Below are 25,492 nucleotides of genomic sequence, written 5' to 3'. Positions count from 1 at the left end.
GTCTCAGCCCGGCGGCTTGCCCCAGTGCTTGCGGATCAGGCCTTCCTGGGCCACCGAGGCGATCAGGCGGCCTTCCTGCCAGATCTCGCCGCGGGCAAAGCCGCGGGCGCCGCCCGTGAACGGGCTTTCCTGCGCGTAGAGCAGCCATTCGTCCATCTTGAACGGGGCATGGAACCACATGGCATGGTCGATCGACGCGGGCTGCACGTCGGGATCGAACACGCTCTTGCCATGGGCGACGAGCGTGGTGTCGAGCAGGGTCATGTCGGTGGTGTAGGCCAGTACGGCTTCGTGCAGAGGCCGGTCGTCGGGCAGCTTACGGGCCGCGCGGATCCAGATATATTGCCGGGGCTCCCGGGGCGTGCGGGCGGTGTAGCGCTTCATGTCGACCGGCCTGAGTTCGATCGGGCGCTCGCGCTCCCAATAGTCGCGGACGACCTTGGGCAGATGGCCGAGGAACTGGTCCTTGAGCTCGGCGATGCTCGGCAATTGATCGGGCGTGGGCACGTCGGGCATGGTCGCCTGGTGGTGCCAGCCCTCTTCGGGGCGATGGTAGGAACAGGACAGCGAGAAGATCGGCTGGCCATGCTGGATGGCGATGGCGCGGCGGGTGGTGAAGCTTTTGCCGTCGCGCAGCCGGTCGACCTGGTAGATGATCGGCACGCTGGGATCGCCGGGGCGCAGGAAATAGCCGTGCAGGGAATGGACATGGCGGTCGGGCTCGACGGTGCGCGTCGCCGCCACCAGGGCCTGGCTGATCACCAGGCCGCCGAAAACGCGCTGCCAGCCACCCTGCGGGCTCGTGCCGCGGTAAAGATTGTGTTCGAGCTGTTCGAGATCGAGTATCGAGATGAGATTCGCAAAGGGATCGGACATGAAGCTTTCCTTGATGGAAGGCAGAGCAGCGATCCTTCCTAAAGCAAAGCGCGTTTTGGTAGAAACGCCCTTTACTCTAGCTCTTTGGTTGGACGCGTCTTTGCGATTCGAGGTGATTCCGTCAAATCGCAAAACGCTTTGGAAAGTCAAGCGTGGGGTTCGGACATGGCCAGCAAAGCCGATCTTGTCATCGCCGGAGGCGGGTTCGCCGGCCTCGGTCTCGCCTTGGCGCTGAAGACCGAGCTCGGCGCGGGCTTTTCGGTCGTCATCGTCGATCCCATGCTCGGCAAGGGCCCTTCGCGTGATCCGCGCTCGTCCTCCATCGCCACCGGCGCGCGGCGCTTCCTGGAAAAGCTCGGCGTCTGGGAGGCGGTGGCCGATGAGGCCCAGCCGATCCTGGACATGGTGATCACCGATTCCAAGCTCGACGATCCGATCCGGCCGAGCTTCCTGTCCTTCGCCGGCGATGTCGAGCCGGGCGAGCCCTTCGGCCATATGGTCGAGAACCGGCTGCTGCTCGATGCCCTGGTGGCGCGGGCCGAAGCCCTCGGCATCGAGCTGCGCGGGCAGGGGGCTTCCGTCAGCCGCTACAAGCTGACCGAGGACGGTATCACCGCCGAGCTGCCCTCCGGCGACGACATCGCCACGCAATTGCTGGCGGCGGCCGATGGCGGGCGCTCGCGCCTGCGCGAGCAGGCCGGCATTGCCATGCATGGCTGGGACTATGGCCAGTCCGGCATCGTCACCACCGTCGAGCATGAACTCGACCATGAAGGGCGGGCGGAAGAGCATTTCCTGCCCGCCGGTCCCTTCGCCATCCTGCCGCTGACCGGGCGCCGCTCCTCGCTCGTTTGGACCGAGAAGACGGATGAGGCGACCCGCATCCTCGGCCTCGACGATGCCGGCTTCCATGCCGAACTGGAGCGCCGCTTCGGCCTCAAGCTCGGTGAACTCAAGGTGATCGGGCCGCGCGCCGCCTTCCCGCTCTCGATGCGCATTGCCCGCAGTTTCATCGCCGATCGGCTGGCCCTGGTCGGCGATGCCGCCCATATCATCCATCCCATCGCCGGCCAGGGCCTCAATATGGGCATCCGTGATGCGGCGGCTCTCGCCGAATGCGTGGTGGATGCGGCGGCTCTCGGGCTGGATATCGGCAGCCCGGACGTGCTGGAGCGCTATCAGCGCTGGCGGCGCTTCGACACCGTCTCGATGGGCCTCGCCACCGACGGCCTGAACCGGCTGTTCTCCAACGACCACGACGCCATCCGCCTGGTGCGCGATGTCGGTCTCGGCCTGGTGGAGCGCTTCCCGGCGGCCAAGCGGCTGTTCATCCGGGAGGCCACCGGCCTGACCGGGACGGTGCCGCGCCTGATGCGGTGAGGGATGGAGCGCGGACATCTTGTCCGCCCTTACAAGAGCGGACAAGATGTCCGCGCTCCACACGCCAATCTGATACTGTCGCTGCTCGGTTGTGAATGGGGGCCGCATGGATCTGGAACTTGCCGGCAAGGTCATCGCGCTGACGGGTGCTTCGCGGGGCGTCGGGCGGGCGATTGCCGAGCGCCTGGCGGCGGAGGGCGCGGCGGTGGCGATCGCGGCGCGCTCGGCGCAGGAGCTGGCCGAGGCCCATGCCGTGATCGAAGGCCATGGCGGACGCTGCCTCGCCTATGCCTGCGACCTCTCCGTGCCGGGCGAGGCGGCCGCCTTCATCGGCGCCGTGACCGAGATCTTCGGGCGCCTGGACGGCCTGGTCTGCAATGCCACCATGGCGGTAGGGCAGGGGCGCGAGGGGCAGGAACGGGAGGCCTGGCAGGCCGAGCTGGCGCTCAATCTCGGCCATGCGGTCGAGGCCGTCGAGGCCGTGCTTCCCGTGCTGGCCTCGCCGGGCGCTATCGTTCTCGTGGCGCCGAAATCGGGGAATGACTGGCCGGCGACGGCATGCCGCGGCGGGCTGGAAGCCGTCATCGGCCATTTCGCAAGCAAGGCCGCCGGCCGTATCAATCTGATCGGCAAGGACGCCGAAGCACTCGCCGACAGCGTCGCTTTTCTGCTGTCTGCCCGCGCCGTTGCGATCAATGGCGCCATGTTGGGCGCCTGAGGCGGCAACAGCACCGGCGATATCGGGTTCATTGGGGCCTGCCGGCCGCCAGGGCAGGCCTATGGCGCCCTTCGTTTTGCCGAAAGGCGGCGGTGCCGGAAAGCACGACAACGTAGCGAAACGAAGAATTGAGGCCGGGAGTGTTCCCGCCTAAACACATCTTTGCTTCAGTGCATCGGGGTGCCTTGACAATGATTCTGGGGCAGGAGTAACCGTAGCGGGAATGAATGCGGGTGAAAGACTTCGATTCATTGTCATGTCGAGGTTGATCCGAACGTCTATTCGGCAGTGACCGTCGAGTTTAATATTGTATTCCCCTATCAATGCTGCGGTAGAAGAAATGAGAAATATAAATACGACAATTTTTGCTTTTGGATCGGTCGTTCTGGTAGGCCTGACGCTCTCTACATCGGCTTTTGCAGATGGGACGGTGACGGTGGTCAATCGTAATTCGGGCCGTTCCATCCAGGAAGTCTTCTTTGCCAATGCCGGCGAAAGCGATCCCTGGCAGCCTGCCGACCTGGCATCCCCCGTCGCCCCGCAGAGCTCGAAGGTGCTGAGCATGAGCGGGTCCAACTGCTTCTTCGACATCAAGGTCCGGTTCAGCGACGGCTATGAGGCAACCTTCACGAATGTGAATGTCTGCCGCAACGACCGCGTCCTGGCCGATTGACGTCTTGGCCGTTTGACCTCTTGGCCGATTGACGCTTCTCTCTCGGGAAACTGCTTATACCAACGGTATCGATGATTGACCGATCAGGTACCGTCATTGCGAGCGCAGCGAAGCAATCCACGGCCCGAACAGGCGGTAGCCATGGCTCCTGGATTGCTTCGCTGCGCTCGCAATGACGCATGAGTCAAACATCGCGACCGCTGGTGTTAGGCCGCCAGCGCTTCCTGCTGCAGCACGGTTTCGCGCAGGAAGGTGGCGAAGCGCTTGGTGGCGACGCTGGCATTGGCGGGCACGACCAGGGCGATGTCGAGATGCGGCAGCTCCGGAAAACCCTCCTCCTCGCCCAGGCGGCGCCATTCCTTGGGAATGGAGGAAATGCCGAGAATGGTGACCGCCATGCCGGCATTCACGGCCGAATGGATGCCGGGCATGTGGCTGGACGTATAGGCGATGCGCCAGGGCCGGCCCATGGCATCGAGGGCCGCGAGCGCATCGGGCCGGCAGCGGCAGCCTTCCGGGAACATGGCGAGCGGCAGGGGATCGATCAGCTCGGGGCGATGATCGCGCGCGGCGCACCAGGCCCTCGGCTCGCGGCGCAGCACTTCGCCGAGCGGATGGGCCGGGTCCTGGGTGATGATGGCGAGATCGACCTCGCCGCGCTCCAGCATGGGCTCGAGGCGGAAGGAGAGGTCGCAGCGCATTTCGAGCTGCACGCGCGGGAAGCGCCGGGAGAAGGCGCCGATCAGCGGCGACACCATCATGTCGACGAAGTCGTCTGGCACCGCAAGGCGCACCCGGCCGGCGGCCTCGTCGCCGCCGATGGCGGCGAGCGCCTCGTCCTCCAGGCTGAGGATGCGGCGGGCATAGCCGATCAGGATCTCGCCGGCGAAGGTCGGCGTGACCCCCTTGCGCGAGCGTTCCAGCAGGCGCTTGCCGATGCGCGCCTCCATGCGCGAGACGATCACGCTGACGGCCGCCTGCGTCTTGCCGAGCGCCTCGCCGGCGGCGGTGAAGCCGCCGCGATCGATGATGGTGACCAGCGTTTCCAGGCTGTCGGTATCGAAATGGCGCATTGAGGTAGATCCATAAGGAAATGAAATCCTGCCATAAGATACATTCGTTTTCGCTTATGTGAAGCGCGGCTTATTCTGGCGGCAAGTCATGGGCCGGAACCAATTGAAGCTCCGCCTTTGTCATGCCCGGGCCTGACCCGGGCATCCAGCGGCTCCGTCTTCCCGGCCTGAAAGGGGCGTGGATTGCCGGGTCAAGCCCGGCAATGACAAAGGTCGAGCCAGTTCGATCCGTTTATCCATCGACGAGTCCAAATACGCGTACCAGCCCCTCCGAGTCCGTCATGAGCGACATCGCTTCCGCCCCGCGTTCGGCCAGTCTTCCTGCCCTCGATTCCGTGGGCCTGGGCGCCATGATCGCCTCCGTCCTGGCGATCGCCTGGTCGCCCATCCTGATCCGCTTCGCCGATGTCGCGCCGGCCGCCGCCGCCTTCTGGCGGCTGGTATTCTCGCTGCCGGTGCTGTTCGTCTGGGCCGAGGCCGAGCGGCGGCGGGCCGGGCGCGGCAGCATGGCGTCCTTGCTGACCCGGCCGGGCCTGCTGGCGGCCAGCCTCGCGGGCGTCGCCTTTGCCGCCGATCTCGCCTTCTACCATGCCGCCCTGCCGCTGACCTCGGTGGCCAATGCCAGCTTCATCTCGAACCTGGCGCCGGTGGCCTCGGTGGTCGCCGGCTTCGTGCTGCTGCGCGACCGCATCCGCCCGGCGGTGCTGGGGGCTCTGGCCATCGCCCTGGTCGGCGTGGCCATCACCAGCGGCGCCCATCGCACCGGCCTCACCATGGGCAGGGGCGATCTGCTGGCCCTCGGCGCGGCGCTCGCCTATGCCTTCTATCTCGTGGCGCTGCGCGTGGCGCGCAACACCCGCCTGGCTGCCGACGCCTCGCTGGTCTCCACCGTGGTCGCGTCAATCGGTCTCATCGCCATCGTGCTGGTCGAGGGCGGCCCCTTCCTGCCGCAGTCGCCGCAGGGCTGGGCCGTGGTGATCGGCCTCGGCCTGATCTGCCAGGTGCTCGGCCAGGGGCTGAGCGCGGTCGGCATCGGCCGGCTGCCCGCCGGCGTGGTGGCGATCATCCTGCTCTCGCACCCGGTGCTGTCGGCCATCATCGCCTATTTCGTCTTCGGCGAGGCGCTGAGCCTCGACCAGCTTGTCGGCGGCGTGCTGATCCTGGCCGCCGTGGTGATGACGCGCATCAACATGAAGTGATGGGCCTACGCCCAATCGCGGACTCGACAGCACATCGAGCCGGGCATAGTTTACCTCAGGGCATGTCGTCGGTTCTGGATCGGACTGCAATCCAGAACCGACGACATGTTCTTGTGCATGCGAAGCGGTGGGCCGTCGCATGCCCTCAGGTGATCCATGCGTTTGTTCCTTGCCCTGTCCGCCCTGATGATCCTCGCGCAACTGCCGGCTGCCGCGCAGGCCGCCGCCCCGCAGGACGTCGAGGACGCGATCTTCGACGACGTCAAGCTCTACAAGCCCGCCGACAAGCCGGCCAACGTCATCGTGCTGTTGTCCGACGCCGACGGCTTCGGCCGCGACGAGGACACCCTCGCCAGCGAATTCCGCCAGCGCGGCGATTTGGTGATCGGCCTCAACTGGCCGACGGCTAGGCGCACCGCCGGCGGCCACCGCCGCATGACCTGCCCCGAACTCGCCGGCCATATCGAGGACACCACGCTGCGCATCGAGCGCGAGCAGGCGATCGCGCCCTATGTCACGCCTGTGCTGGCCGGCGCCGGCCTCGGCCGCGACGCCGCGCGGTCGCTCGCACTGCAGGCCGACAGCCATCGCATCGCCGGGGTGATCGCCGTCCACACCACCACGATGAGGCCCGATACGATCTCGGCCTGCGCCATCGACAAGGCCGCCCTGGCCAGCGCCGACGTCTCGGCGGCGACCACCGCCAGTTTCATGGCGCTGCGGGAAATCGAGGATGGCGACGAGAGCGCCGCCGAAGAGGCGGCCGAGGCCCTCGGCAAGGATGCCGGCCCGCATGGCCCGGACGAGCTCTCCGACCTGCCGCTCTACGTCTCCGAACCCGCCGAGCCGGCCCATCGGCTCGCCGTGGTGCTGACGGGGGATGGCGGCATGGGCCAGCTCAACGTCGATCTGGCCACGGCCCTGACCCGGCGCGGGGTCGGCGTGGTCACCATCGATTCCAGGCGCTATTTCTGGGCCAAGCGCGATCCGGGCGAGGTCGCCACCGATCTCAAGCGCATCATCAAGCATTACCGCGCCGCCTGGCCGGTCGATCGGGTGGCCCTGGTCGGCTATTCCTTCGGCGGCGACGCCCTGCCGCTGGTCTATAACCGCCTGCCCCTGCGCATCAAGCGCATCGTCGCGGTGGTCTCCCTCTTATCGATCGCGCCGGCGACCGACATGCGGGTGGAACTCAGCGACGACGACTATCCCAACGAGATCGCGCTCCTGCCCGAGGCGGCGCGCATCGACGCGCCCAATGTCCAGTGCATCTACGGCCAGGAGGACCGCATGGCCGCCTTGGCCTGTCCGGCCCTGGCCAAGGCGCGCCCGGATTTCGCCATCCTGCGCGAGGCCGGCGGCCACGGTTTCAGCGGCGATGCCGAAAGGCTGGCCGACATCATCGTGGCGCCGCTGCTCTCCGCCGATCCGGTGCCGCGCCAGGCGAAGACGGCAAGCCACGTGCATTGAGGGCGGGCCCGGGAGCGCGGGGGCGTCGTCCGTGGGCTTGCTTTGCGATGAGAGCACGCCTTGTACCCTCCCCTCGATGGGGAGGGTCGGCCTGGAAGGCCGGGGTGGGGTGGGATTGCGCAGGCCGTCGTCAACAGAAGGACAGTTTCCCATAAGAAGGTCACCCCACCCCGACGCTTCGCGTCGACCCTCCCCATCGAGGGGAGGGTAAAGAGCCCGCGCTCCAACGCCACCCCCCTCAGCCCTCCACCCTGATCCGCCCGCCGGCGCCGGTGGTCACCGTGCCCTTCTCGCGCAGATAGACCATCACCTCATTGGCGAGCAGCTTGCCGTCGGTCGCCCCGATCAGCACGCGGCCGCGGCCGATGGCGTCATAGCCGTCGCCGCCCGCCAGCATGAAGTTGTTGGAGGCGAGCTTGTAGCGCCTGCCCGGATCGAGCGCCTCGCCATTGACGCTGACCGAGACGATGCGCGCGCCCACCGGCGCCTTGGCATCCACCGTGATGGTGAGGCCCGAGACCTGCGGGAAGCGGCCGGCATAGTTCTGCAGCTGCGAGACGCCGTTTTCGAGCGCGGCCTTGATATCGGCACCCTCGAGCTCGACCAGCACCGTGGTGTTGCCGAAGGGGAGTTCGGAGAGGATGTCGCGGCGGGTCAGCCGCGCCCCGGCCGGATAGAGCTTGTTGGCTCGGATGCCGCCGCCATTGGTGATGGCGCAATCGGCGCCGGTGCGGGCGCGGATGGCGTCGGCGATGAGATCGCCCATGGCGGTTTCCTGCGACCGCACGCTGGCGGTGCGGCTGTCGAGCTCGACGGCGGTGGTGGCGATCACGACGTCGAGCTCGCGCGAGAGCTCGGCCTCGAGCTTGTCGACCGCGGCCTGCACCTCGGGGTCCGCCTCGACCGACAGGCTGTCATGCACGCGAAAGCTCGGCAGCCAGGCGATCTTGCGGCTTTTGCCCTCGCCGCTCGCCGTCACCACGAAATCGATGGCGGTGACGAAATTGCCCTCCTCGTTGGATTCCACCATCACCGTGCGGCCGTCATAGCTGATGGCGAGATCGTGGTCGTGGCCGGTGAGCAGCACGTCGACCAGCCGGGAGCGCACGATCTGATTGTCCATGTCGCGATCGGTATGGGCGACGCAGACGATGAATTCGGCGCCCTCTCTGCGCAGGATCTCCACCTCGCGCTTCAGCGTCTCCAGCTCCGGCGCGAAGACGAGGTCGCCGCTCTGCGACATCTGGGGCGTCGCCGCCAAAGCCAGGCTGGTGACGCCGACCTTGATGCCGCCGAGCTCGTGGATCGAATTGTCCTTCATGCCGGGGATGGGACTGCCATCGGCCCGGCGCATATTGGCGGCGTAGAAGGGAAAGTTCGCTTCCCCCATGCGCTTGAAATAGACCTCGGTGCCGAAATCGAACTCGTGATTGCCGGGCACGAAGATGTCGGGCCGGATCATGTTGGTGAGGGCGACGATGTGCTCGCCCTGGTCGAAGCCCGACATCAGCGAGGGCGAGAAGCAATCCCCCGCGTGGCAGAACAGCATGGGCACGCCGCGGGCGCGCTCGGCCTTGACCACGGCCGCGAGCTTGGCAAAGCCGCCGCGGCCCTTGGTGTCGCCGGCCTTGTAGATGTCGTTGACGAGCAGCAGCGAAAAGGTGGTGCCGGCAGGCGCCGCCTCGGCGGTCTCGGCCGCGCCCGACAGCATGGTGACGGAAAAGCCGGCGGCCAGGCCGAGGCCCAGCGTCTGGCGGCGGTTGAGACGAGGCATGGCGGGCATCCCGAAAGGCGGTGGAAGGGGGAAAGTTCCACAGGGATGTGACGGGGGCAAGTCGGAGGAATCGTATTATGCAGATTCTGAAGTAGATCGGCTCTCCGTGAGGTTTAGGCCACGGTGCAGGCCATCATGTACCTTATAAAGGTCGGATTCTACAAAGCCCTGTGAACTAAAAAAGCACTTGTAACGCCACTGGTTTGACTTCCCTACTCTGAAACCAATAATCGAATTATCAAATAGAAACTTGAGGTATCCACTAACATCGCCGGCATTGGCCTGCGCGCCAACCTGAATTAGAGCTTGAGAAAAATCTTCTCTAGTAAAATTTGTTCTACCATTGCTTTGAACTGCCGAAAATAGCGTGTTGATCACCGGAAATTGAGCGCGCCATTCATCACGTAATTCCTCAACTAACCATTCAGAATAAGCCGGCTCAGCATTGTATATTGCCTGACATTCCAATCGACTTTCGTTAACAGCTTCTTCTTCAAATGGGTTGTCCCGTCTATTTATCATGTCAGCTTTAATAAGCTGAAAGAATCTAATGAAATCTCGGGGGCGCAGCATCGTTCGAAGCATGACGTGATCGAAAGGTGCGCGTTGCTGACGCATTTGATCTCGATCAAAGAGATCTTCAACTCGTGCCAATTCAGGGTTGTCTGAGGCTTTAGCAAAGAAATTTACACGTTCGAGAATCATGCGAGTTAATCCATCCTTGCTCCAAGCTAGAAGTTGCCCGCAGTCAGACCTAAGTTTATTCTTATCGTTTAAGTCTATTGTCTCAAAAATATCTTCGCGTAAAAACACGATTGGGCGAAGGTATCCTTTAAATTTAGAATTAATATATTCAGATGCACCAATAAGGCCAGCGATAATTCTTTGGCTATTTTCAAAAGAAACAGAATCCCAAGCCTCATCAATTCTGTCGAATGACACGAATATCCTTCTATTCTTGCTGAGCGCATCAAGCAGGGCGTCTTCAAATATCTCAGAAAGACGCTCGATTGATCTATTCAATGATACCTGGAGCTGATTGTCGTCACGAACTTCAGCAAATGAAATCTCACCACCGTCAGCAGAAATACTATCTATGCTTTCTCCATCAAGATCAAGACCTGCGCTTGGAAATTTAAATTTGCTAAGCTGAAGTAGTTTTTGACCTATAGCCTGTCCTAGGCTTGGAGTTGGAGAGGTATATATCTTTGATATGATTTTTCCGGCAGCCTTTATCTTTTTATTTTCCTCAGATTTTTCTAATAAATTTTTAATTGCAAGAAGATAAATCACATACTTCCAAGACTGAATGTATGCTAAAGATTGAGCTTTCCCGTCTGTTGCAAGAAGGCCGTGAACATCCCAACTATAGTTCTGCAATGATAAGTTTACAGAAATATCTTGAGTGGAAATATATCTCTGAGGGTTTTCGCTTAGATGTTGGAATACAGCGGTCTTTCCTGCACCTTTCCGCCCCAAAACTAGGAATTGATGACGATTTTGAATGACAGCCTGGAGAACACCATTTTCAAAAAAATATTTCGATAGATTTTCATCTCTTTCAGCCGAGACTTGGCCAAAATCAATCCAATCGATCATCATATCAAAACCACCACAGAGCCTTATCCCAGATAGAGAAGATGGTATCTATTTTAACTCGAAAAAGCCAATTCAATTGTCAGGTTTCCACATAATATGTGGCGCGTAGATGTCCTATCTTGCATATTTTCTCGGTAAGTCAGTATTGCTGGAGGTGATGAATTTATGAACTATATGTCATTTACATTTAAATATAATTTTTATATATTATTTATATTTAAGATATTTATTCCTAATATATATCTGGGGTGAATATTCAAAAATATTGAACTTGGTTCCATTGGATTTGATGTCTTCAATTGAGTCACTGGAATGGTGGTGGGATTGCAAGTGGCAACAGGCTCCGTCGCAGCGGGTATTAGCTCCCTCGATCGCTGGGGGCATATGGATCGGCGAGGAAATAGCTACTAACACCCGTCTGCCGCTGCGTGCGCTCTAGGAATAACTTCAGCTCCGGCGAGGGCACCTCTTTTTGCCCTGATGCCTTCCCAATTCGCTCAAGGGTGACGAGCTTCATCTCACTTCCACGCCAAGTCACCTCGCTATTGATGCTCATCGTTTCAACATTAAGCTTGGCACAGTAAGCCATTTCATGGCCACCGAGTTCGAAAGACCGAAAGTATAGCATTGGCACCGATAGGCCTGCCGTCAATCCTTGTGCTAGCTCCGTCTTGAAACCCAGGGATGATAGTGCAGCGGGATTTTCGATCAGGGTTGCCGCAATCTCAATGTCGCTGGCCTTGTCGAGGAGTTCTCGAATCCGAAATTTCATATTTGGTCTGCCAGCGACATGGAGAATTCTTTCGAGTTTCTGAAGGAGAAAGCAAGTGCGCCGCAACCTACGGCCCTCTGCTCGCGCGTCGTCGCCTGGTGTTATGATGCCGTGGACCATACTCGCTCCGGACTTCGGATTGATGATCTCGATTAGTATCGGTCCCTCACGGCTCGACGCCGAGAAATCATAGAAACTCTTCCACTTCGCTGTCTTGAAACGCTCTTCTTTGATAACATCTTGATGAGGCAGAATTCGGAAATCCTGGCCGCCCTCGGTCGCTCCTTCCTTCCTCAAAGTGAGGGTGATGGTAAGGAGATCAGTTTTGACCGCAATCCTAGCCGTCTGTGGATCAACGAGCGCTTCCGGAACTCGATATAGGTCACCCTTGAACGAACTGGCCGGATGGTTGCTGTCCTTGCGAAAGCGGATCTCGCATTTGCCCGAGGGGTTAGGTTGAAAATCGATTGTTCCTTTGCCAATATCGAGGCTAGGCATGGGAAGACTAATTCCGAACCGCTCTTCTATGTGCTCGTCTACCTCCCCCTCAATGCGCTTTAGCCCGAGAAATGCCTCGACTATGTCCTCGGATGTCGCAAAGAACGTTGTCGTCAGCCTGAAGCGACCCGGGCCATAACCGAGCGTTTGTAACTCCACCTGCTTGCGCGTGATGTAGTCCGCCATTGATCCGCCGACTGCGTCCTCGACAAACTTGCGGAAAGCTCGTCCACCAAGCTCGACCCTTGTTCCCCATTTCGGGACGGTGACATCGAAATAAACATCGTTTGCGCGTTGCGCGGAAGCTTCGGTCTCGCGCAGTTTTTTCAGAATTAGTGCTAAAAAATCGCCTTGAACATGAATGACATGGGCATGGTCGAATCGGGGGGTGTCATCCAAGGTATCTACGGCGAAGATATAGATGAAGGTTGGTTTAGGTTCTTTCGCCAATCGCTCAGCGGAAGACAGCCGAAGCCGGATTGAGACGTTACCGACCCAAGCTCCTTTCGTCTGGACGTGGCAGGCGATCGGTGTCGGTCTGGTATCGAGTGTAGCTACGTTTATATTTTGGGGCCATTCGACGATGTAGTCCCAACCTGTCCGATCATAGTTGGACTCGTTGGGAATAAGGCCACCACCCACACAGTGCGACCCAAATTGCGTTTGCGCCATCTTCCCCAGTTGATCGGGGTCCAAGGGTCGTGTTTTCTGGCTCTCTTCTTCCGCCACGAGATGCCCACAAAATCTCAGATTCAAACTGCTCTGAGAATACCGCGTTTTTGAGACACTGTAACTTGAAGTGTGGTGTTATCCACGCGGCAGAGCTTAATAGAACAGTCCTCAAGGACTCTGGCTCATCGAATTGAGCGTCCGCTATTTACCCTGGCAGTACCAAAAGTTTCCTTTTTGCTTCTGGCTCTATTCGGTAGTTTGGAGGCTCGCATCCAAATCGTCGTTTCATGGGTGAATCTGAATGAAAAATATAGTGCAAATTCATCGGCGCATAGCTCAGGTGAAAGGCTGCGTTCGAGGGCGTAGCTGACTCACCCCACCGTTTAACATGACTGGAAAGCTGCCAGCATCCTGCCCTAAGCCTCTCGCTGAGACCCATCCCTATCCTGATCTCCGCTTAGCCCCACACCCTACTTCTTCAGCCTCTCCAAAATCGCCCGCGCCACCGGCTCGTAATTCCCGTCGAAATGGTGCCCGCCCGGCCTCTCCACCAGCGTGGCCTTGCTCATTTCGGGGAAGACACAGGCGGTGCCGTTCTCCACCACTTCTTCCTTGCCGTAGAAGCACATGGTCTTCTCGAAGGGCAGGCCGGGCAGATAGGGCTTGAGGTCGACGTCCGAGGAGGAGGCGACGCCGAGCCAGCCGGAGACGGAGATCTCGAAATCGGCGGTCGGCTCCAGGCCCAGCATGGCGAGCAGGTTGATCTTCTTCTGCATGGGCGGCGGCAGCTTCTGCCAGACGAAGGGGATCACGTCGGCGCCCAGCGAATAGCCGATCACGGCGACGCGCTTGGCGCCCCACAGCTTGGTGTAGTAGCCGATGATGCGGGTGAGGTCGCCGGCGATGACGTCGGGCTCCTTGGTGCTCCAGAAATAGCGCAGCGAGTCGACGCCCACCACGGCGACGCCTTCCTTCTGCAGGATCTCGCCGATGGTCTTGTCGATGTCGCGCCAGCCACCGTCGCCGGAGATGAAGATGGCAAGGCCCGTGGGCGGGCCCGAGGCCGGCAGCTCCACCAGGGGCAGGTCGCCGAGTTCCTGGTTGGGCGGCGCGCCCATCTCGACGGCGGCCTTCACCGCGGCATCGACGAGGGCATCCGGGCCGCCATCGGCGACGACGGCCTGGGCATCCTTGGTGCCGGCGACGAAGGCCTGGGTGGTCGCGTCGGGGGCGGCGGCGCCGACATAAGTCCAGCGCCCGGGCACCTTGGCGAGCGGCTTGTACTGCCATTTGCCGTCGGCCGCCTTGGAGACGGGGGCGCCCTCGCACATGCGCAGCTTGGAGGCCATCTCGTCGGAAAAGCCGGTGGAGACGGCGCCGGCGGCGGTGTTCTCGGGCGCCTGGGCGAGATTGATATAGGCGAAGGTGCCGCCCAGCGTGCCCAGCCCCATCACCACCGGCCAGCGCCAGGTCTGCATGCCCAGTTGGCGCTGCGCCTCGCGGGCCGAATCCTCGATGTCGCCGAAGGCGTAGTGGCAATCCTCCTCGTCGCCCTTGGCGAGGCCGTCGATGAAGGCCTGGCTATCGATCAGCATCACGGCGGCGCCCTGATCCACCAGTCTGTCGGCCACGGCGCGATAGGCCGGCGTGAGCCCGTCCTTGTCGGAGAGCAAGGCGACGAATTTGGTGGGCTCCTCCTCGGGGGCGAGCACGGTGACGGTGCCGAGGATCTCCTCCTGCACCTTGATCTCGCGCGGGGCCGCCAGGGCCGATGCCGTGGAGGCCAGCAGGGCGAAACAGAACAGGGCGATGCGGCGCATCAACTGGCCTCCTCGGGCAAAGCGCGTCTCGGGCTCGAAGCGATCAAGCCGGTAACATCCATGAGAATCTGCGGTAGGGCCAAGCCCCCCGGAAAGGCAAGATATTTCGGGCGCCAATCCGGCTTGAACTTGTCCTTATAGGCCCTGAGGCCCTCGAAATTGTAGAAGCGGTCGCCGCGCTTGTAGACGAAGGAGCCGACACGGCTCCACAGCGAAGCGAGGCGGTGGCGCGGCAGGCCGGAGAGCGGTGCCATGCCGAGATTGAACCAGGCGAAGCCCTCGCTCTTGGCCTGGGCCAAGAGGCCGATGAAGAGCAGGTCCATCATGCCGGCCGGGCCCTCAGGCAGATAGCGCATCAGGTCGACCGTGTATTCCTGCCTGTCGGCGCCGCGCCAGATATTGGCGAAGGCGACGATGCGGCCGTCCTGGCGGATCACGGCCTGGTCGTAGCGGCGGATATAGTCGGCGGACCAGAAGCCGAGCGAAAAGCCCTTCTCCTTGTTGCCCTTCTCGTCGAGCCAGGCGTCGGAGACGGCCTGCAGCTCGGGCAGGATGGCCTCGACCTCGGCCGCCGGCACGATCTCGAAGGAGGCGCCGGAGCGCTCGGCCTTGGCGCGGGCCTGGCGCAGGCGCCGGCCCTCGCTGCCTTCCAGCGTGAACTTGGTCAGGTCGACCCAGGCCTCCTCGCCGAGCTTGGCGAGCGAGAAGCCGGCATCGAGATAGGCGGGCAGATGGCCGGTGGTGACCTGGTAGAACACCGGCGTGCCGCCATTGCGGTCCACCAGCTCCTTGAAGCGCCAGACCATGGCGTCGATCTCGTCCTCGGGCGCCACGGGATCGCCCATGGCGATCCAGCTACGCCCCTGCACGCCATACATGGTGAAGCCCCTGCCGCTGGCCGAGAGCAGGAAGCGCTTGTCGCCGAGCAGGGCCAGATGCGCGTCCGAGCGGGTGGAATCGCTGATCAGCGGCACCAGCGTTTCCAGCTCCTCCGGCGTCGCCGGATCGAAGGCGGCGCGGCTGGGATGCATCAGGATATAGGCGGCGATGCCGATGGCGACCACCGCCATGGCCAAGGTCGCCCGCAGGAAGCGCGGGGCATCGGCATTATAGGCGAAATCCCACCACAGCTTGTGCTGGTAGTCGACATTGGCATAGGCGAAGAAGCCGAGCCAGATGGTGGCGCCGATGGCGACGACGCAGGCCAGGATCCACTCGAAGGAAGGCCGGACGGAGAACAGGTCCGCCTGGCGGTAGAACTCGTCCTTGTAGAGCACGAGCAGGCCGGCGACGATCGAGCAGATGATGGCCTCCTCGATGTCGAGGCCCTTGAACAAAGCGAAGACGGCGCCGGCGACCAGCAGCAGCACGGCGATGCGCTGGGCGTTGGCCATGCGCCGGACCAGGCCGTAGGAGATCACCAGGAGGACCAGGCCTGAAATGCTGCCGGCCAGCTGCGAGACCTCGACGAAGGGCAGCGGGACCACGCCGCGCAGGATGGCGATGCGGTAATGCTCCTCGGGCGTGGCGCTGGAGAACAACAGGATGACGCCGCCGATGAACACCGCGATGCTGGCGGCGCGCGGGATAATCGGCCGGGCGATCTCGTGGATGGTGCGGGCGATCCGGCCCACCGAATGCTGGCGCTGGCGGATCTCGTAGCCGCCGAACATCAGGCAGGCGATGGCGAAGGGAATGACGTAGTAGACCAGGCGGAACAGGATCAGCGAGACCAGCATGTCCGCCGCCGGGATCTGCGGCTGGGCCAGGATCAGGGTGGTCTCGAACACGCCGACGCCGCCCGGCACATGGCTGATGACGCCGAGCACCGTGGCGACGGCGAACACCGCCAGGAAGCTCATGAAGCCGGCATCGGGGCCGGCCGGCATGATCAGCCAGAGCGCCCCGGCGGCGGCCACCGTGTCGAGCAGGCCGACCAGGATGGCCCCGAGCGTCGCCCTCGGGCCGGGCAGGGGCATGGCGTGCTCGCCGACGCGGATGGTGCGCGGGCGGACGGCCGAGACGATCACCCAGAGCGCGACGCCGCCGAGCACGGCGAGGCCGATGGCGAGGTTGAGGCCGGGGGCGAGCCCGTCCAGCGGGGCCAGCACCGAGGGCTGGAACAACAGGCAGATCGCGGCGACCGTGGCGATGCCGAGCCAGAAGGTGAGGGTGGTCAGGGCGCCCACGGCCAGGATCAGGCTCGGCTTCACGCCGTGCGACTGGTAGATGCGCCAGCGCACGGCCCCGCCGGTGAGCACGCCGAAGCCGAGCGTGTAGGTGAAGGCGTGGCTGATGAAGGAGGTGAAGGCGATGATCGGCAGCGGCACCTGCCGCGCCCCGACATGGCGCAGGGCCAGCAGGTCGTAGCCGATCAGGGCGCTGTAGGAGAAAGCGGTGGCGAGGAAGGCGAGCGCCACCTGGCCCCAGGCGATGCGCGAGACCGCATTGTTCACCTCCGACCAGGTGATGCCGGAAAAGATCTGGTAGAGCGCGGCGGCGGCGATGGTGAAGATGGCGAGCCCGACCAGGAGGCCGGCCTTGCTCCAGTCGATGCGCTGCAGCAGCCCGGTCTTCGGGCGCTCGGCCGTTGGGATGGCGGCGGCCGGGACCTTGGGACCGTCGTCGCGCGCCACGGCGCGGTCGAGCGAGCCCACCACTTCAGCCATGCCTTGTTCCCGTTTCAATGCGATTGTCCCAGCTGCTGGATCGTTTCTATACGATCAGAGCCCCCTGTCAGCAGTAGAACGGGTTCGAAGTGGCCACCGTGCCCGGTATCCACTCCTGAATTGTTCAGTCCAGGATCAGGAGACGGGCCGTTCATGCTGACAGAACATGGCATTCCAACGGCAGCCGCGTGAATTGTGAGTCACAATCCCGCCATCGCCTCGGAAGGAATGATGGCGCCGCGATGGGTGATCACGCGCGCGGCAAGGCGGTGGCCCTGCAGGGCGGCTTCTTCATTGGAGCGATCGCGCCGGCGGGCGGCAAGGTAGCCGGCGTTGAAGCTGTCGCCGGCGGCGGTGGTGTCGACGGGCGAGACGGTTTGCGGCACTGGCACATGGCCATCGATGCCGCCTTGGCGCAGGAAGGCGCCGTTGGTGCCGTCCTTCACCGCGATCTCGCCGATGCCATGGCCGGCGAGGCGGGCGATGCTGTCCTGCGGCGTGGCATCGCCCCACAGGGCCTGCTCGTCGTCGAAGGTCGGCATGACGATGTCGACCAGCGGCAGGAAGCGGCCGAAGACCTGGCGGGCGCGGGCGGGATCGCCGCCCCAGCCGCGCGGGCGGTAATTGCCGTCGAAGGCGATCGCGGCGCCGGCGGCCTTGGCGCGGCCCAGCACCTCAGCGAAGCGCTCCAGGCCCGCCGGCGCATAGAGCGACAGCGTAATGCCCGAGAAATAGACGATTCCCGCGCTCTCGATGCGGGCGATCAGCGCGTCGGCCTCGGGAAGCTCGAACAGGCTGCGGGCCGGCGCGCTGTCGCGCCAATAATAGAAGCGCCGCTCGCCCTTGGCATCGGTCTCGATGACATAGAGGCCGGGCACCCGGCCGGCCAGGCGCGGCACGCCGGCCATGCCGACCTTCTCGCCGGCGGCAAGGTCGGCGATCGCCTGGGAATAGGGGTCGTCCCCCAGCGCCGTGGCATAGGCGACGTCGAGCCCGAGGCGGGCGGCGTAGACGGCGGTGTTGAAGGTGTCGCCGCCATAGCCCAGCGACATGCCGTCTCCGCGGCGCGACAATTCCACCATGCATTCGCCGATGGAGACGAGATCGGTCATGTCGTTGTTCCTTGCGAATTCAGATCGAAGTGGAAGCGTGGGGCACTATGCCAGCATGATGGTGGCGCGACGCTGGCCGCTCCTTCGCCCCGTTCTTACGGGGAGAAGGTGAGGATGAGGGGCGGCGCAAGGGGGTGGGCGAGTATTGAGCTGCCCCTCACCCTTACCCTCTCCCCGCTCGCGGGGCGAGGGGGACATCGGCGTTGCGCCTCGGCTTGCTTCATCCTGCCTCGTCCAACGCGGATCGCAACGTCCGTCTTCTACGCCCCCGCGCCCGGATTGGCGTGGAGGAACTCGCCCATGCGCGCCAGGGCCCGCCGGATGTTCTCGGCGGAATTGGCGTAGGAGAGCCGGACATAGCCTTCGCCATAGACGCCGAAATCGGGGCCGCCGATGGTGGCGACGCCGGCCTTTTCGAGGAGGGCGGAGGCGAGGGGCTTGGCCTTCCAGCCGGTCGCCCGGATGTTGGGGAAGGCATAGAAGGCGCCCTTCGGCACCACGGAACTGACGCCGGGCAATTGGTTGAGGCCGTCGACCACGATCTTCCGGCGCCGGTCGAACTCGGCGACCATGGCATGCACCGCGTCCTGCGGGCCGGTGAGGGCGGCGAGCCCGGCCCATTGCGCGCTGGCATTGACGCAGGAATAGGAATTGACCGCCAGCTTGCGGGCGGCATCCCCCCAGGCTTTCGGCCAGAGCGAGAAGCCCATGCGCCAGCCGGTCATGGCATAGGTCTTGGACCAGCCGTCGAGCAGGATCAGGCGGTCGCGGATGGAGGGGTAGCTCAGGAGCGAGACGTGCTGGAGCCCGTCATAGCTCATCTGGCTGTAGATCTCGTCGGAGAGGATGGCGACATGGGGATGGGCCTCCAGCCCCTTCACCAGCGCGTCGATCTCGGCCTTGGGCGTGACGCCGCCCGTGGGGTTGGCCGGCGAGTTGAGGATGAGGAGGCGGGTCTTCGGCGTGATCAGGGCCAGCGTCTCGGCCGCCGAGAAGGCAAAGCCGTTCTCCTCGCGGATCGGCACCGGCACCGGCGTGGCGCCGGTGAACTCGATCATCGAGCGATAGATCGGAAAGCCGGGATCGGGATAGAGGATTTCCGCGCCGGGCTCGCCGAACATCAGGATGGCCATGAACATGGTGACCTTGCCGCCCGGCACCACGATGACCTCGTCGGGCGAGACGGCGACGCCGGTGCGGCGCTCGACGTCCTCGGCCACCGCTTCGCGCAGGGGCAGGATGCCGGTGGCCGGCGTATAGCCGTGATGGCCGTCGCGCAGCGCCTTGATGCCGGCTTCGACGATATGGTCGGGCGTGGGAAAATCGGGCTGGCCGATGCCCAGATTGATGATGTCGCGCCCCTCGCGTGCGAGATCCGTCGCCCTGGCGAGCACGGCGAAGGCATTCTCCTCGCCGATGCGCGAGAAGGCCGGAACGAGATGTGGCGCGCTGGGGGAAGTCATCGGGATGGCATGTCCTGGCGGTGCAAGGGCTATGGCGGGAATCGCGAGCAAGGCAAGATTTAATGCGGGCGCATCCTCCTGTCTTTGCAAATCGCAGTAGGGCGCGTGTCAAGGATGATTTCGACTTCATCCGAAAGCCGGAGTGCCGGGCAGGCCAGGCATGATTGCCTCCTTCCGAAGTCTAGTCGGCGTAGGGCGACGCCTCCATGTGGCTGAATTGACGAAACAGGCGCGATCTGGCTCAGGTTGATCTTGAACAAGATCGACGACTGAAGGTTACTGGCGATGGCCGTGACGACGCCTCAAGCGCTTGGCTCTGGGGAGCGGGAGGCCGGCCGCTCGCCGCAGCACTTGGCGTCATTGGACGGCTTGCGCGGCTTTGCCGCGCTATCCGTGCTGATCTTCCATCTCGGCCACTGGTTCGATATCCCGGGCCTGGCTTCCAATGCCAGCCTCGCCGTCGACCTGTTCTTCTGCCTGAGCGGTTTCGTCCTGAGCCTGGCCTATGGCAAGCGCCGGCAGTCCCTGTCGTTTTCCGGCTTCATGCGCGCCAGGCTGATCCGGCTGATGCCGCTGATCGTATTGGGGCTGGTGGTCAGCGCGCTCTATGTCGGGCTGCGTTCGGGGCATCTCGAGGGCGAGGTGCCCTTTGCCGCGCTGACGCTGGCCCTGCTGCTCGGCCTGGTCAATCTGCCCTATCCCGATGCGCCCGGCGCCATCGGCGGGCCCCAGGTCTTCCCGCTGAACGGCCCGCAATATTCGCTGTTCCTGGAACTGGCCGTCAATGCGTTCTGGTGGACGACGCGGCGGGTGAGCCAGCTCCCGCTCGCGATCGCTCTCTTCCTCGGCTGCCTGGCGGTCCTGCCCTTCACCGGCCTGGGCGGCGATACCACGGATACGTTCTGGCGCGGATTTCCGCGCGTCGGAGCCTCCTTCTTCGCCGGTGTCGCCGTCTTTCACCTGCTCGACCGCCTGCCGCGCTGGCTGGGCGGCCCGCGCCTGTTCTGGACGCTTGCGGCGGGAATGGCGGTGCTGTTCTATCTGCCCTTCGAGGTGCCGCTCTGGATGCAGCTCGTCTGGATCGCGCTGCTGGCGCCCCTGCTGATCCTGGCCGGCGCGCGCACGGCCCTGCAGGGACGATTTGCCACCTGGTCTTCCCTCAGCGGTGACCTGTCCTATCCGATCTATTGCCTGCATTATCCGCTGTTCTGCTGGATCAACGGCCTCTATCGCCTGCGTTTCGGCGAGCAGAACGCCGGCATCGAAGGGCCGGCCGTGATCGTCATCGTCTGCGTGGCGAGTTTCGTCCTGCTCAAGCTCTATGACGAACCGCTGCGGCGGGCCTTGGCGGAGGGCGTGCGCCGCTGGACCTATCGGCCGGCATCATCGGCCGGTGCGTGAGCCTCGTCGATTGCCATCCTTCCCCGAATAATTCCTGGAGCATTTTCCCGAAAAGCCGCTAGACTTTTCGATTGAGAAAGTGCGTAGAAACAACAGCTTATCGACGGTGGTGCCGCGCGTCTGCGATTCGCGGCGATTCCGCCGGACCGCAAAGCGCCTTGGCCTCCGATCTCGCCGTAAAAAGCCGCCCAAGGCATCGTCCTGCTATTCGTCGCTTAGGCGTTGCGAATAGTCTGACAAAAGTGTTAAGTCGTCTGGTTGCAGGAAGACTGCCACCTGCCGACGACGCAGGCGGGGCACGAAGACAGGGAGGCTTGCCATGGCTGACACCAAGAACAAGACGAAAAGATTGCGGTCGCAGGCCTGGTACGACAATCCGGACAATCCGGGCATGACCGCGCTCTATATCGAACGCCAGCTCAATTTCGGCCTGACCCGTAAGGAATTGCAGTCGGGCAAGCCGATCATCGGCATCGCCCAGACCGGTTCGGACCTCTCCCCCTGCAACCGCCACCATCTCGTGCTGGCCGAGCGCGTGCGCGAGGGTATCCGCGAGGCAGGCGGCATCGCCTTCGAATTTCCTGTGCATCCGATCCAGGAAACCGGCAAGCGTCCCGGTGCCGCGCTCGACCGCAACCTGGCCTATCTCGGCCTGGTCGAACTGCTCTATGGCTATCCGATCGACGGCGTGGTGCTGACGATCGGCTGCGACAAGACCACGCCCGCCTGCCTGATGGCAGCAGCCACCGTGAATATTCCGGCCATTGCCCTGTCGGTCGGCCCGATGCTCAACGGCTGGTGGCATGGCGAGCGTACCGGTTCGGGCACGGTGGTCTGGAAGGCGCGCGAGATGCTCGCCACCGGCGAGATCGACTATGAGAACTTCATGGAGATGGTGGCTTCGTCGGCCCCCTCGACCGGCTACTGCAACACCATGGGCACCGCCACCACCATGAACTCTCTGGCAGAGGCGCTCGGCATGCAGCTGCCGGGGTCGGCCGCCATTCCCGCGCCCTATCGCGAGCGCCAGCAGATTTCCTATGAGACCGGCAAGCGCATCGTCGACATGGTACGCGAGGACCTCAAGCCCTCCGACATCATGACGCGCGAGGCCTTCGAAAACGTCATCGTCGTCAATTCGGCCATCGGCGGCTCCACCAATGCGCCGATCCACATCAACGCCATCGCCCGCCATATCGGGGTCGAGCTCGACATCCGCGACTGGCAGACCATCGGCCACAAGGTGCCGCTGCTGGTGAACCTGCAGCCGGCCGGCAAATATCTCGGCGAGGACTACCAGCATGCCGGCGGCGTGCCGGCGGTGGTCGCCGAATTGATGAAGCACAAGCTCATCCACGAGAATGCGCTCACCGTGAACGGCAAGTCGATCGGCGAGAACTGCAAGGATGCCAAGGTCGAATTGCCCGACGTGATCCGCAGCTTCGACACCGCGCTGGTGCAGGATGCCGGCTTCATCGTGCTCTCGGGCAATCTGTTCGATTCGGCGATCATGAAGACCAGCGTGATCTCCAAGGAATTCCACGATCGCTATCTCGCAGATCCCAAGAACCCCGGCGCCTTCGAGGGCCGGGCCATCGTGTTCGAGGGCCCGGAGGACTATCATCACCGCATCGAGGATCCCTCGCTCGGCATCGACGAGCACTGCATGCTGTTCATCCGCGGCACCGGGCCGATCGGCTATCCCGGCGCGGCGGAAGTGGTGAACATGCAGCCGCCGGCGGCCCTGATCAAGCGCGGCATCACCTCGCTGCCCTGCATCGGCGACGGGCGCCAGTCGGGCACGTCGGGCTCGCCTTCCATCCTCAACGCCTCGCCGGAAGCGGCGGCTGGCGGCGGCCTTGCCATCCTGCAGACGGGCGACAAGGTGCGCATCGACCTCAACAAGGGCGAGGCCAATATCCTGATCTCCGACGAGGAACTGGCCAAGCGCCGCGCCGATCTCGCTGCGGCAGGCGGCTTCCATTATGCGCCGAGCCAGACGCCCTGGCAGGAAATCCAGCGCGCCATGGTGGACCAGCTCGGCGACGGTATGGTGCTCAAGCCCGCGGTCAAGTATCAGAAGGTCGCCCAGACCTATGGGGTTCCCCGCGACAATCACTAATCGGTGACGAACCGCCACCGACATGATTTTGACGGGATGCTCGCATAGAAGGCGGGGCCGGCTGTTGCCGGCCCTTCACGATCTGTAGGACCCGTACCATGACTTTGAGACGCTTTGCCGCCCCCCTTGCCGCTGGAATGCTCCTGACGGTCGCCGTGGGTGGCAGCGCTCAGGCCGGCCTGTTCGATTTCCTGTTCCGTCCGCGCCAGGAATCGCGGCCGGCGCCGGCACCCGTGCCGCAACAGCAGCCGCAGCAGCAGCGTTCGCGCCCGGCTCCGGCGCCGGTGGTGAGTACGCCGAAGGCGCGTGGCTACTGCGTGCGCACCTGCGACGGTTATTATTTCGCCACGGGATTCATCCGCTCCCAGCGCGACGAGGACATGCAGACCTCGATGTGCGAAGCCTCCTGCTCCGGCGGCCAGATGGTGTTGTACAAGGCGAGCGGTTCCAATGACGGCAGCAATGGCAACACCAAGCCGGCGATCGAGTCGGCTGTCGACAAGGCCGGCGCCCTCTATACCGCGCTGCCCACCGCCTATGCTTTCCGCGACAGCGAGAACCCGGCCTGTACCTGCCAGTCCAATGCGCGGGGCCTGCCGCAGATCCCGATCTCGGTCGACCCCACCTTGCGCAATGGCGATATCGTGGTGATGCCGGATGGCCTGAAGGTGTTCCGCGGTGCCGGCAATGTGCCCCATCCCGATACGGACTTCACCTCGGTCGCCTCCTCCAAGGCCCTGTCCGGCGTTGTTCGCCAGCAGGTGCTTTCGCTTGAACAACGCATCGCCACGCCGCAATAATGTGATCATCTGATCGCATCTGCGCGAAGGACATTCGATGGATCTCTCGACCTGGAAGGGCGTACCGCGCCCGGAGCGCGTGGTACTCGATGGGCGCTATGCCCGCCTGGAGCCGCTCGATCCGGCGCGCCATGGCGCCGACCTCCTGCATTCGGCCCGGGAGCCCGGGGCCGATGGGCGCTTCCGCTATCTGTTCGAGGGCGTGCCGGGGAGCGCCGCCGACTTCTCGGCCTGGCTCGACAAGGCCTCCTCGACCGCCGATCCGATGTTCTTCGCGGTGGTCGACAAGGCGAGCGGCAAGGCCGAGGGCCGCCAGGCCCTGATGCGGATCGACCCTGTGCATGGCGTCATCGAGATCGGCAGCATTCTCTGGGGGCCGGCGATCGCCCGCACCAGGGTGGCGACGGAAGCGCTCTATCTCTTCGCCCGCCATGCCTTCGAGACGCTGGGCTATCGCCGCTTCGAATGGAAGTGCCACAATCTCAACGAGCCTTCCAAACGCGCGGCCCTGCGCTTCGGCTTCACCTTCGAAGGCGTGTTCCGCCAGCACATGGTGGCCAAGGGACAGAACCGCGACACGGCCTGGTTCTCGATCATCGACGGTGAATGGCCGCGCCTCAAGGCAGGCTACGAAGCGTGGCTCGACCCCGCCAATTTCGAGGCGGACGGCCGGCAGAAAAGCAAGCTGAGCTTCGGCTAAAAAGGCTCGCTCTAGGAGCGGTCCGAACCCGCTCGATCGGCAGTTCCGTCGTTGCGATTGCGTAGCGGATTGACGTCGTGCACCAGACGGGCGGCCGTGGTCAGCGCCTTCATGGCCCTGTTCTTGACGTCAGGCGGCAGGCCGGCCTGGTCGAAGGCCTTGTCCATGCTGCGGATCCAGATGTCGCGGGTCTCGGCAGTAATCGGCACATGGGCATGGATGGCGCGGACGTCCGAATGCCCGTGGAATTCGACATAGAGGCGCGGCCCGCCGAAGAAGCCCATCAGGAAGCGGGTCTGCTCGACCCGGGAATGGGCGACGCCATGGCCGTCCAGATGCAGGACATGGAGGGGCGCCGCCGCCGGATCCTGCTCGACGATGTCGTAGAACAAATCGACAAGGCGGGAGATACCGTCTTCGCCGCCCAATTGTTGGTAAACGGAGGGAAGCTGCTGTTGCATCGTTTCGACCTGTCGAGCGCTGCACCGGTTGTATCGGTATCGTGCTTGCAATTTGCCGGCTCGGCAATCTGCCATCACGTCGCGGCTGGCCAGGCGGGGCAGTGGCGGCCTGATGTGTTGCCGCTCGCGACAGGAAGCGCTGGAGCGTTTTGCGATTAGACGGAATCATCTCGAATCGCAAAGACGCGTCGAACCAAAGAGCGAGAGCAAAACAGCGTTTCCGTCTAAACGCGCTTTGCT

Annotated in this window: 19 protein-coding genes; 9 read left to right on the top strand and 10 right to left on the bottom strand. The window is 63.3% G+C overall.

Features of this window, described 5'->3' with window-relative positions:
• Positions 1 to 3: 3 nt before the first annotated feature.
• Positions 4 to 876: an acyl-CoA thioesterase II gene (tesB, locus tag BA190_RS23590; RefSeq protein ID WP_068293243.1), complete on the bottom strand. Its 873-nt coding sequence runs from the start codon at positions 874 to 876 to the stop codon at positions 4 to 6.
• Between the two features lie 165 nt (positions 877 to 1,041).
• Between tesB and BA190_RS23585 the strand changes: the two genes are divergently transcribed.
• From BA190_RS23585 to BA190_RS23575, 3 genes are all read left to right on the top strand, one after another.
• Complete coding sequence (locus tag BA190_RS23585) at positions 1,042 to 2,256, top strand: ubiquinone biosynthesis hydroxylase (protein ID WP_068293240.1); 1,215 nt, start codon at positions 1,042 to 1,044, stop codon at positions 2,254 to 2,256.
• A 106-nt stretch (positions 2,257 to 2,362) separates the two neighbouring features.
• Positions 2,363 to 2,974 (top strand): SDR family NAD(P)-dependent oxidoreductase, encoded by a 612-nt coding sequence (locus tag BA190_RS23580; protein WP_068293237.1) that lies wholly within the window; start codon positions 2,363 to 2,365, stop codon positions 2,972 to 2,974.
• A 430-nt stretch (positions 2,975 to 3,404) separates the two neighbouring features.
• The gene (locus BA190_RS23575) at positions 3,405 to 3,647 is read left to right on the top strand and encodes a hypothetical protein (protein ID WP_068293234.1); all 243 of its coding nucleotides are present in this window, start codon (positions 3,405 to 3,407) and stop codon (positions 3,645 to 3,647) included.
• A 206-nt stretch (positions 3,648 to 3,853) separates the two neighbouring features.
• Here BA190_RS23575 and BA190_RS23570 read toward each other — a convergent pair whose 3' ends face one another.
• Positions 3,854 to 4,720 (bottom strand): LysR substrate-binding domain-containing protein, encoded by an 867-nt coding sequence (locus tag BA190_RS23570; RefSeq protein ID WP_068293233.1) that lies wholly within the window; start codon positions 4,718 to 4,720, stop codon positions 3,854 to 3,856.
• Positions 4,721 to 5,001: 281 nt separating this feature from the next.
• On the opposite strand from BA190_RS23570, the gene BA190_RS23565 reads away from it, so the two are divergent.
• Positions 5,002 to 5,919, top strand: coding sequence for a DMT family transporter (locus BA190_RS23565; protein ID WP_068293231.1), 918 nt, complete (start codon positions 5,002 to 5,004; stop codon positions 5,917 to 5,919).
• A 156-nt stretch (positions 5,920 to 6,075) separates the two neighbouring features.
• Positions 6,076 to 7,389: an AcvB/VirJ family lysyl-phosphatidylglycerol hydrolase gene (locus BA190_RS23560; RefSeq protein ID WP_068293229.1), complete on the top strand. Its 1,314-nt coding sequence runs from the start codon at positions 6,076 to 6,078 to the stop codon at positions 7,387 to 7,389.
• A gap of 238 nt (positions 7,390 to 7,627) precedes the next feature.
• Here the strand turns inward: BA190_RS23560 and BA190_RS23555 are convergent, their stop codons facing one another.
• The 7 genes from BA190_RS23555 to BA190_RS23530 all read right to left on the bottom strand — a co-directional run bounded on the left by BA190_RS23555 (position 7,628) and on the right by BA190_RS23530 (position 19,768).
• The gene (locus tag BA190_RS23555) at positions 7,628 to 9,163 is read right to left on the bottom strand and encodes a bifunctional UDP-sugar hydrolase/5'-nucleotidase (protein WP_068293651.1); all 1,536 of its coding nucleotides are present in this window, start codon (positions 9,161 to 9,163) and stop codon (positions 7,628 to 7,630) included.
• Positions 9,164 to 9,238: 75 nt separating this feature from the next.
• Positions 9,239 to 10,765: a P-loop ATPase, Sll1717 family gene (locus BA190_RS36095; RefSeq protein ID WP_156771675.1), complete on the bottom strand. Its 1,527-nt coding sequence runs from the start codon at positions 10,763 to 10,765 to the stop codon at positions 9,239 to 9,241.
• A 355-nt stretch (positions 10,766 to 11,120) separates the two neighbouring features.
• Positions 11,121 to 12,728: a hypothetical protein gene (locus tag BA190_RS23550; protein ID WP_068293223.1), complete on the bottom strand. Its 1,608-nt coding sequence runs from the start codon at positions 12,726 to 12,728 to the stop codon at positions 11,121 to 11,123.
• A gap of 446 nt (positions 12,729 to 13,174) precedes the next feature.
• Complete coding sequence (locus tag BA190_RS23545; RefSeq protein ID WP_068293213.1) at positions 13,175 to 14,524, bottom strand: virulence factor family protein; 1,350 nt, start codon at positions 14,522 to 14,524, stop codon at positions 13,175 to 13,177.
• Entirely contained in the window at positions 14,524 to 17,193 is a 2,670-nt protein-coding gene (gene mprF / locus BA190_RS23540) for a bifunctional lysylphosphatidylglycerol flippase/synthetase MprF (RefSeq protein ID WP_082979993.1), read from the bottom strand. The genes BA190_RS23545 and mprF overlap by 1 nt, the downstream gene beginning before the upstream one ends.
• 200 nt (positions 17,194 to 17,393) lie before the next feature.
• Positions 17,394 to 18,305, bottom strand: coding sequence for a sugar kinase (locus tag BA190_RS23535; RefSeq protein WP_068293211.1), 912 nt, complete (start codon positions 18,303 to 18,305; stop codon positions 17,394 to 17,396).
• A gap of 260 nt (positions 18,306 to 18,565) precedes the next feature.
• Positions 18,566 to 19,768 (bottom strand): pyridoxal phosphate-dependent aminotransferase, encoded by a 1,203-nt coding sequence (locus BA190_RS23530; protein WP_068293209.1) that lies wholly within the window; start codon positions 19,766 to 19,768, stop codon positions 18,566 to 18,568.
• A 291-nt stretch (positions 19,769 to 20,059) separates the two neighbouring features.
• On the opposite strand from BA190_RS23530, the gene BA190_RS23525 reads away from it, so the two are divergent.
• The 4 genes from BA190_RS23525 to BA190_RS23510 all read left to right on the top strand — a co-directional run bounded on the left by BA190_RS23525 (position 20,060) and on the right by BA190_RS23510 (position 24,791).
• Positions 20,060 to 21,169, top strand: a complete 1,110-nt coding sequence (locus tag BA190_RS23525) for an acyltransferase (protein WP_162275189.1) — start codon at positions 20,060 to 20,062, stop codon at positions 21,167 to 21,169.
• Between the two features lie 319 nt (positions 21,170 to 21,488).
• Complete coding sequence (locus BA190_RS23520; RefSeq protein WP_068293206.1) at positions 21,489 to 23,291, top strand: IlvD/Edd family dehydratase; 1,803 nt, start codon at positions 21,489 to 21,491, stop codon at positions 23,289 to 23,291.
• A 98-nt stretch (positions 23,292 to 23,389) separates the two neighbouring features.
• Entirely contained in the window at positions 23,390 to 24,091 is a 702-nt protein-coding gene (locus BA190_RS23515; protein WP_082979991.1) for a DUF2865 domain-containing protein, read from the top strand.
• A gap of 37 nt (positions 24,092 to 24,128) precedes the next feature.
• The gene (locus BA190_RS23510; protein ID WP_068293199.1) at positions 24,129 to 24,791 is read left to right on the top strand and encodes a GNAT family N-acetyltransferase; all 663 of its coding nucleotides are present in this window, start codon (positions 24,129 to 24,131) and stop codon (positions 24,789 to 24,791) included.
• 11 nt (positions 24,792 to 24,802) lie between these two features.
• Here the strand turns inward: BA190_RS23510 and BA190_RS23505 are convergent, their stop codons facing one another.
• Positions 24,803 to 25,252, bottom strand: coding sequence for a group II truncated hemoglobin (locus BA190_RS23505; protein WP_068293195.1), 450 nt, complete (start codon positions 25,250 to 25,252; stop codon positions 24,803 to 24,805).
• Positions 25,253 to 25,492: the final 240 nt, after the last annotated feature.

This window comes from Labrys sp. WJW (assembly GCF_001676615.1).
GTDB classification, from domain to species: domain Bacteria; phylum Pseudomonadota; class Alphaproteobacteria; order Rhizobiales; family Labraceae; genus Labrys; species Labrys sedimenti.
Note: the sequence above shows the minus strand (reverse complement) of the source record. Positions and strands in the feature narration are given on the sequence as shown.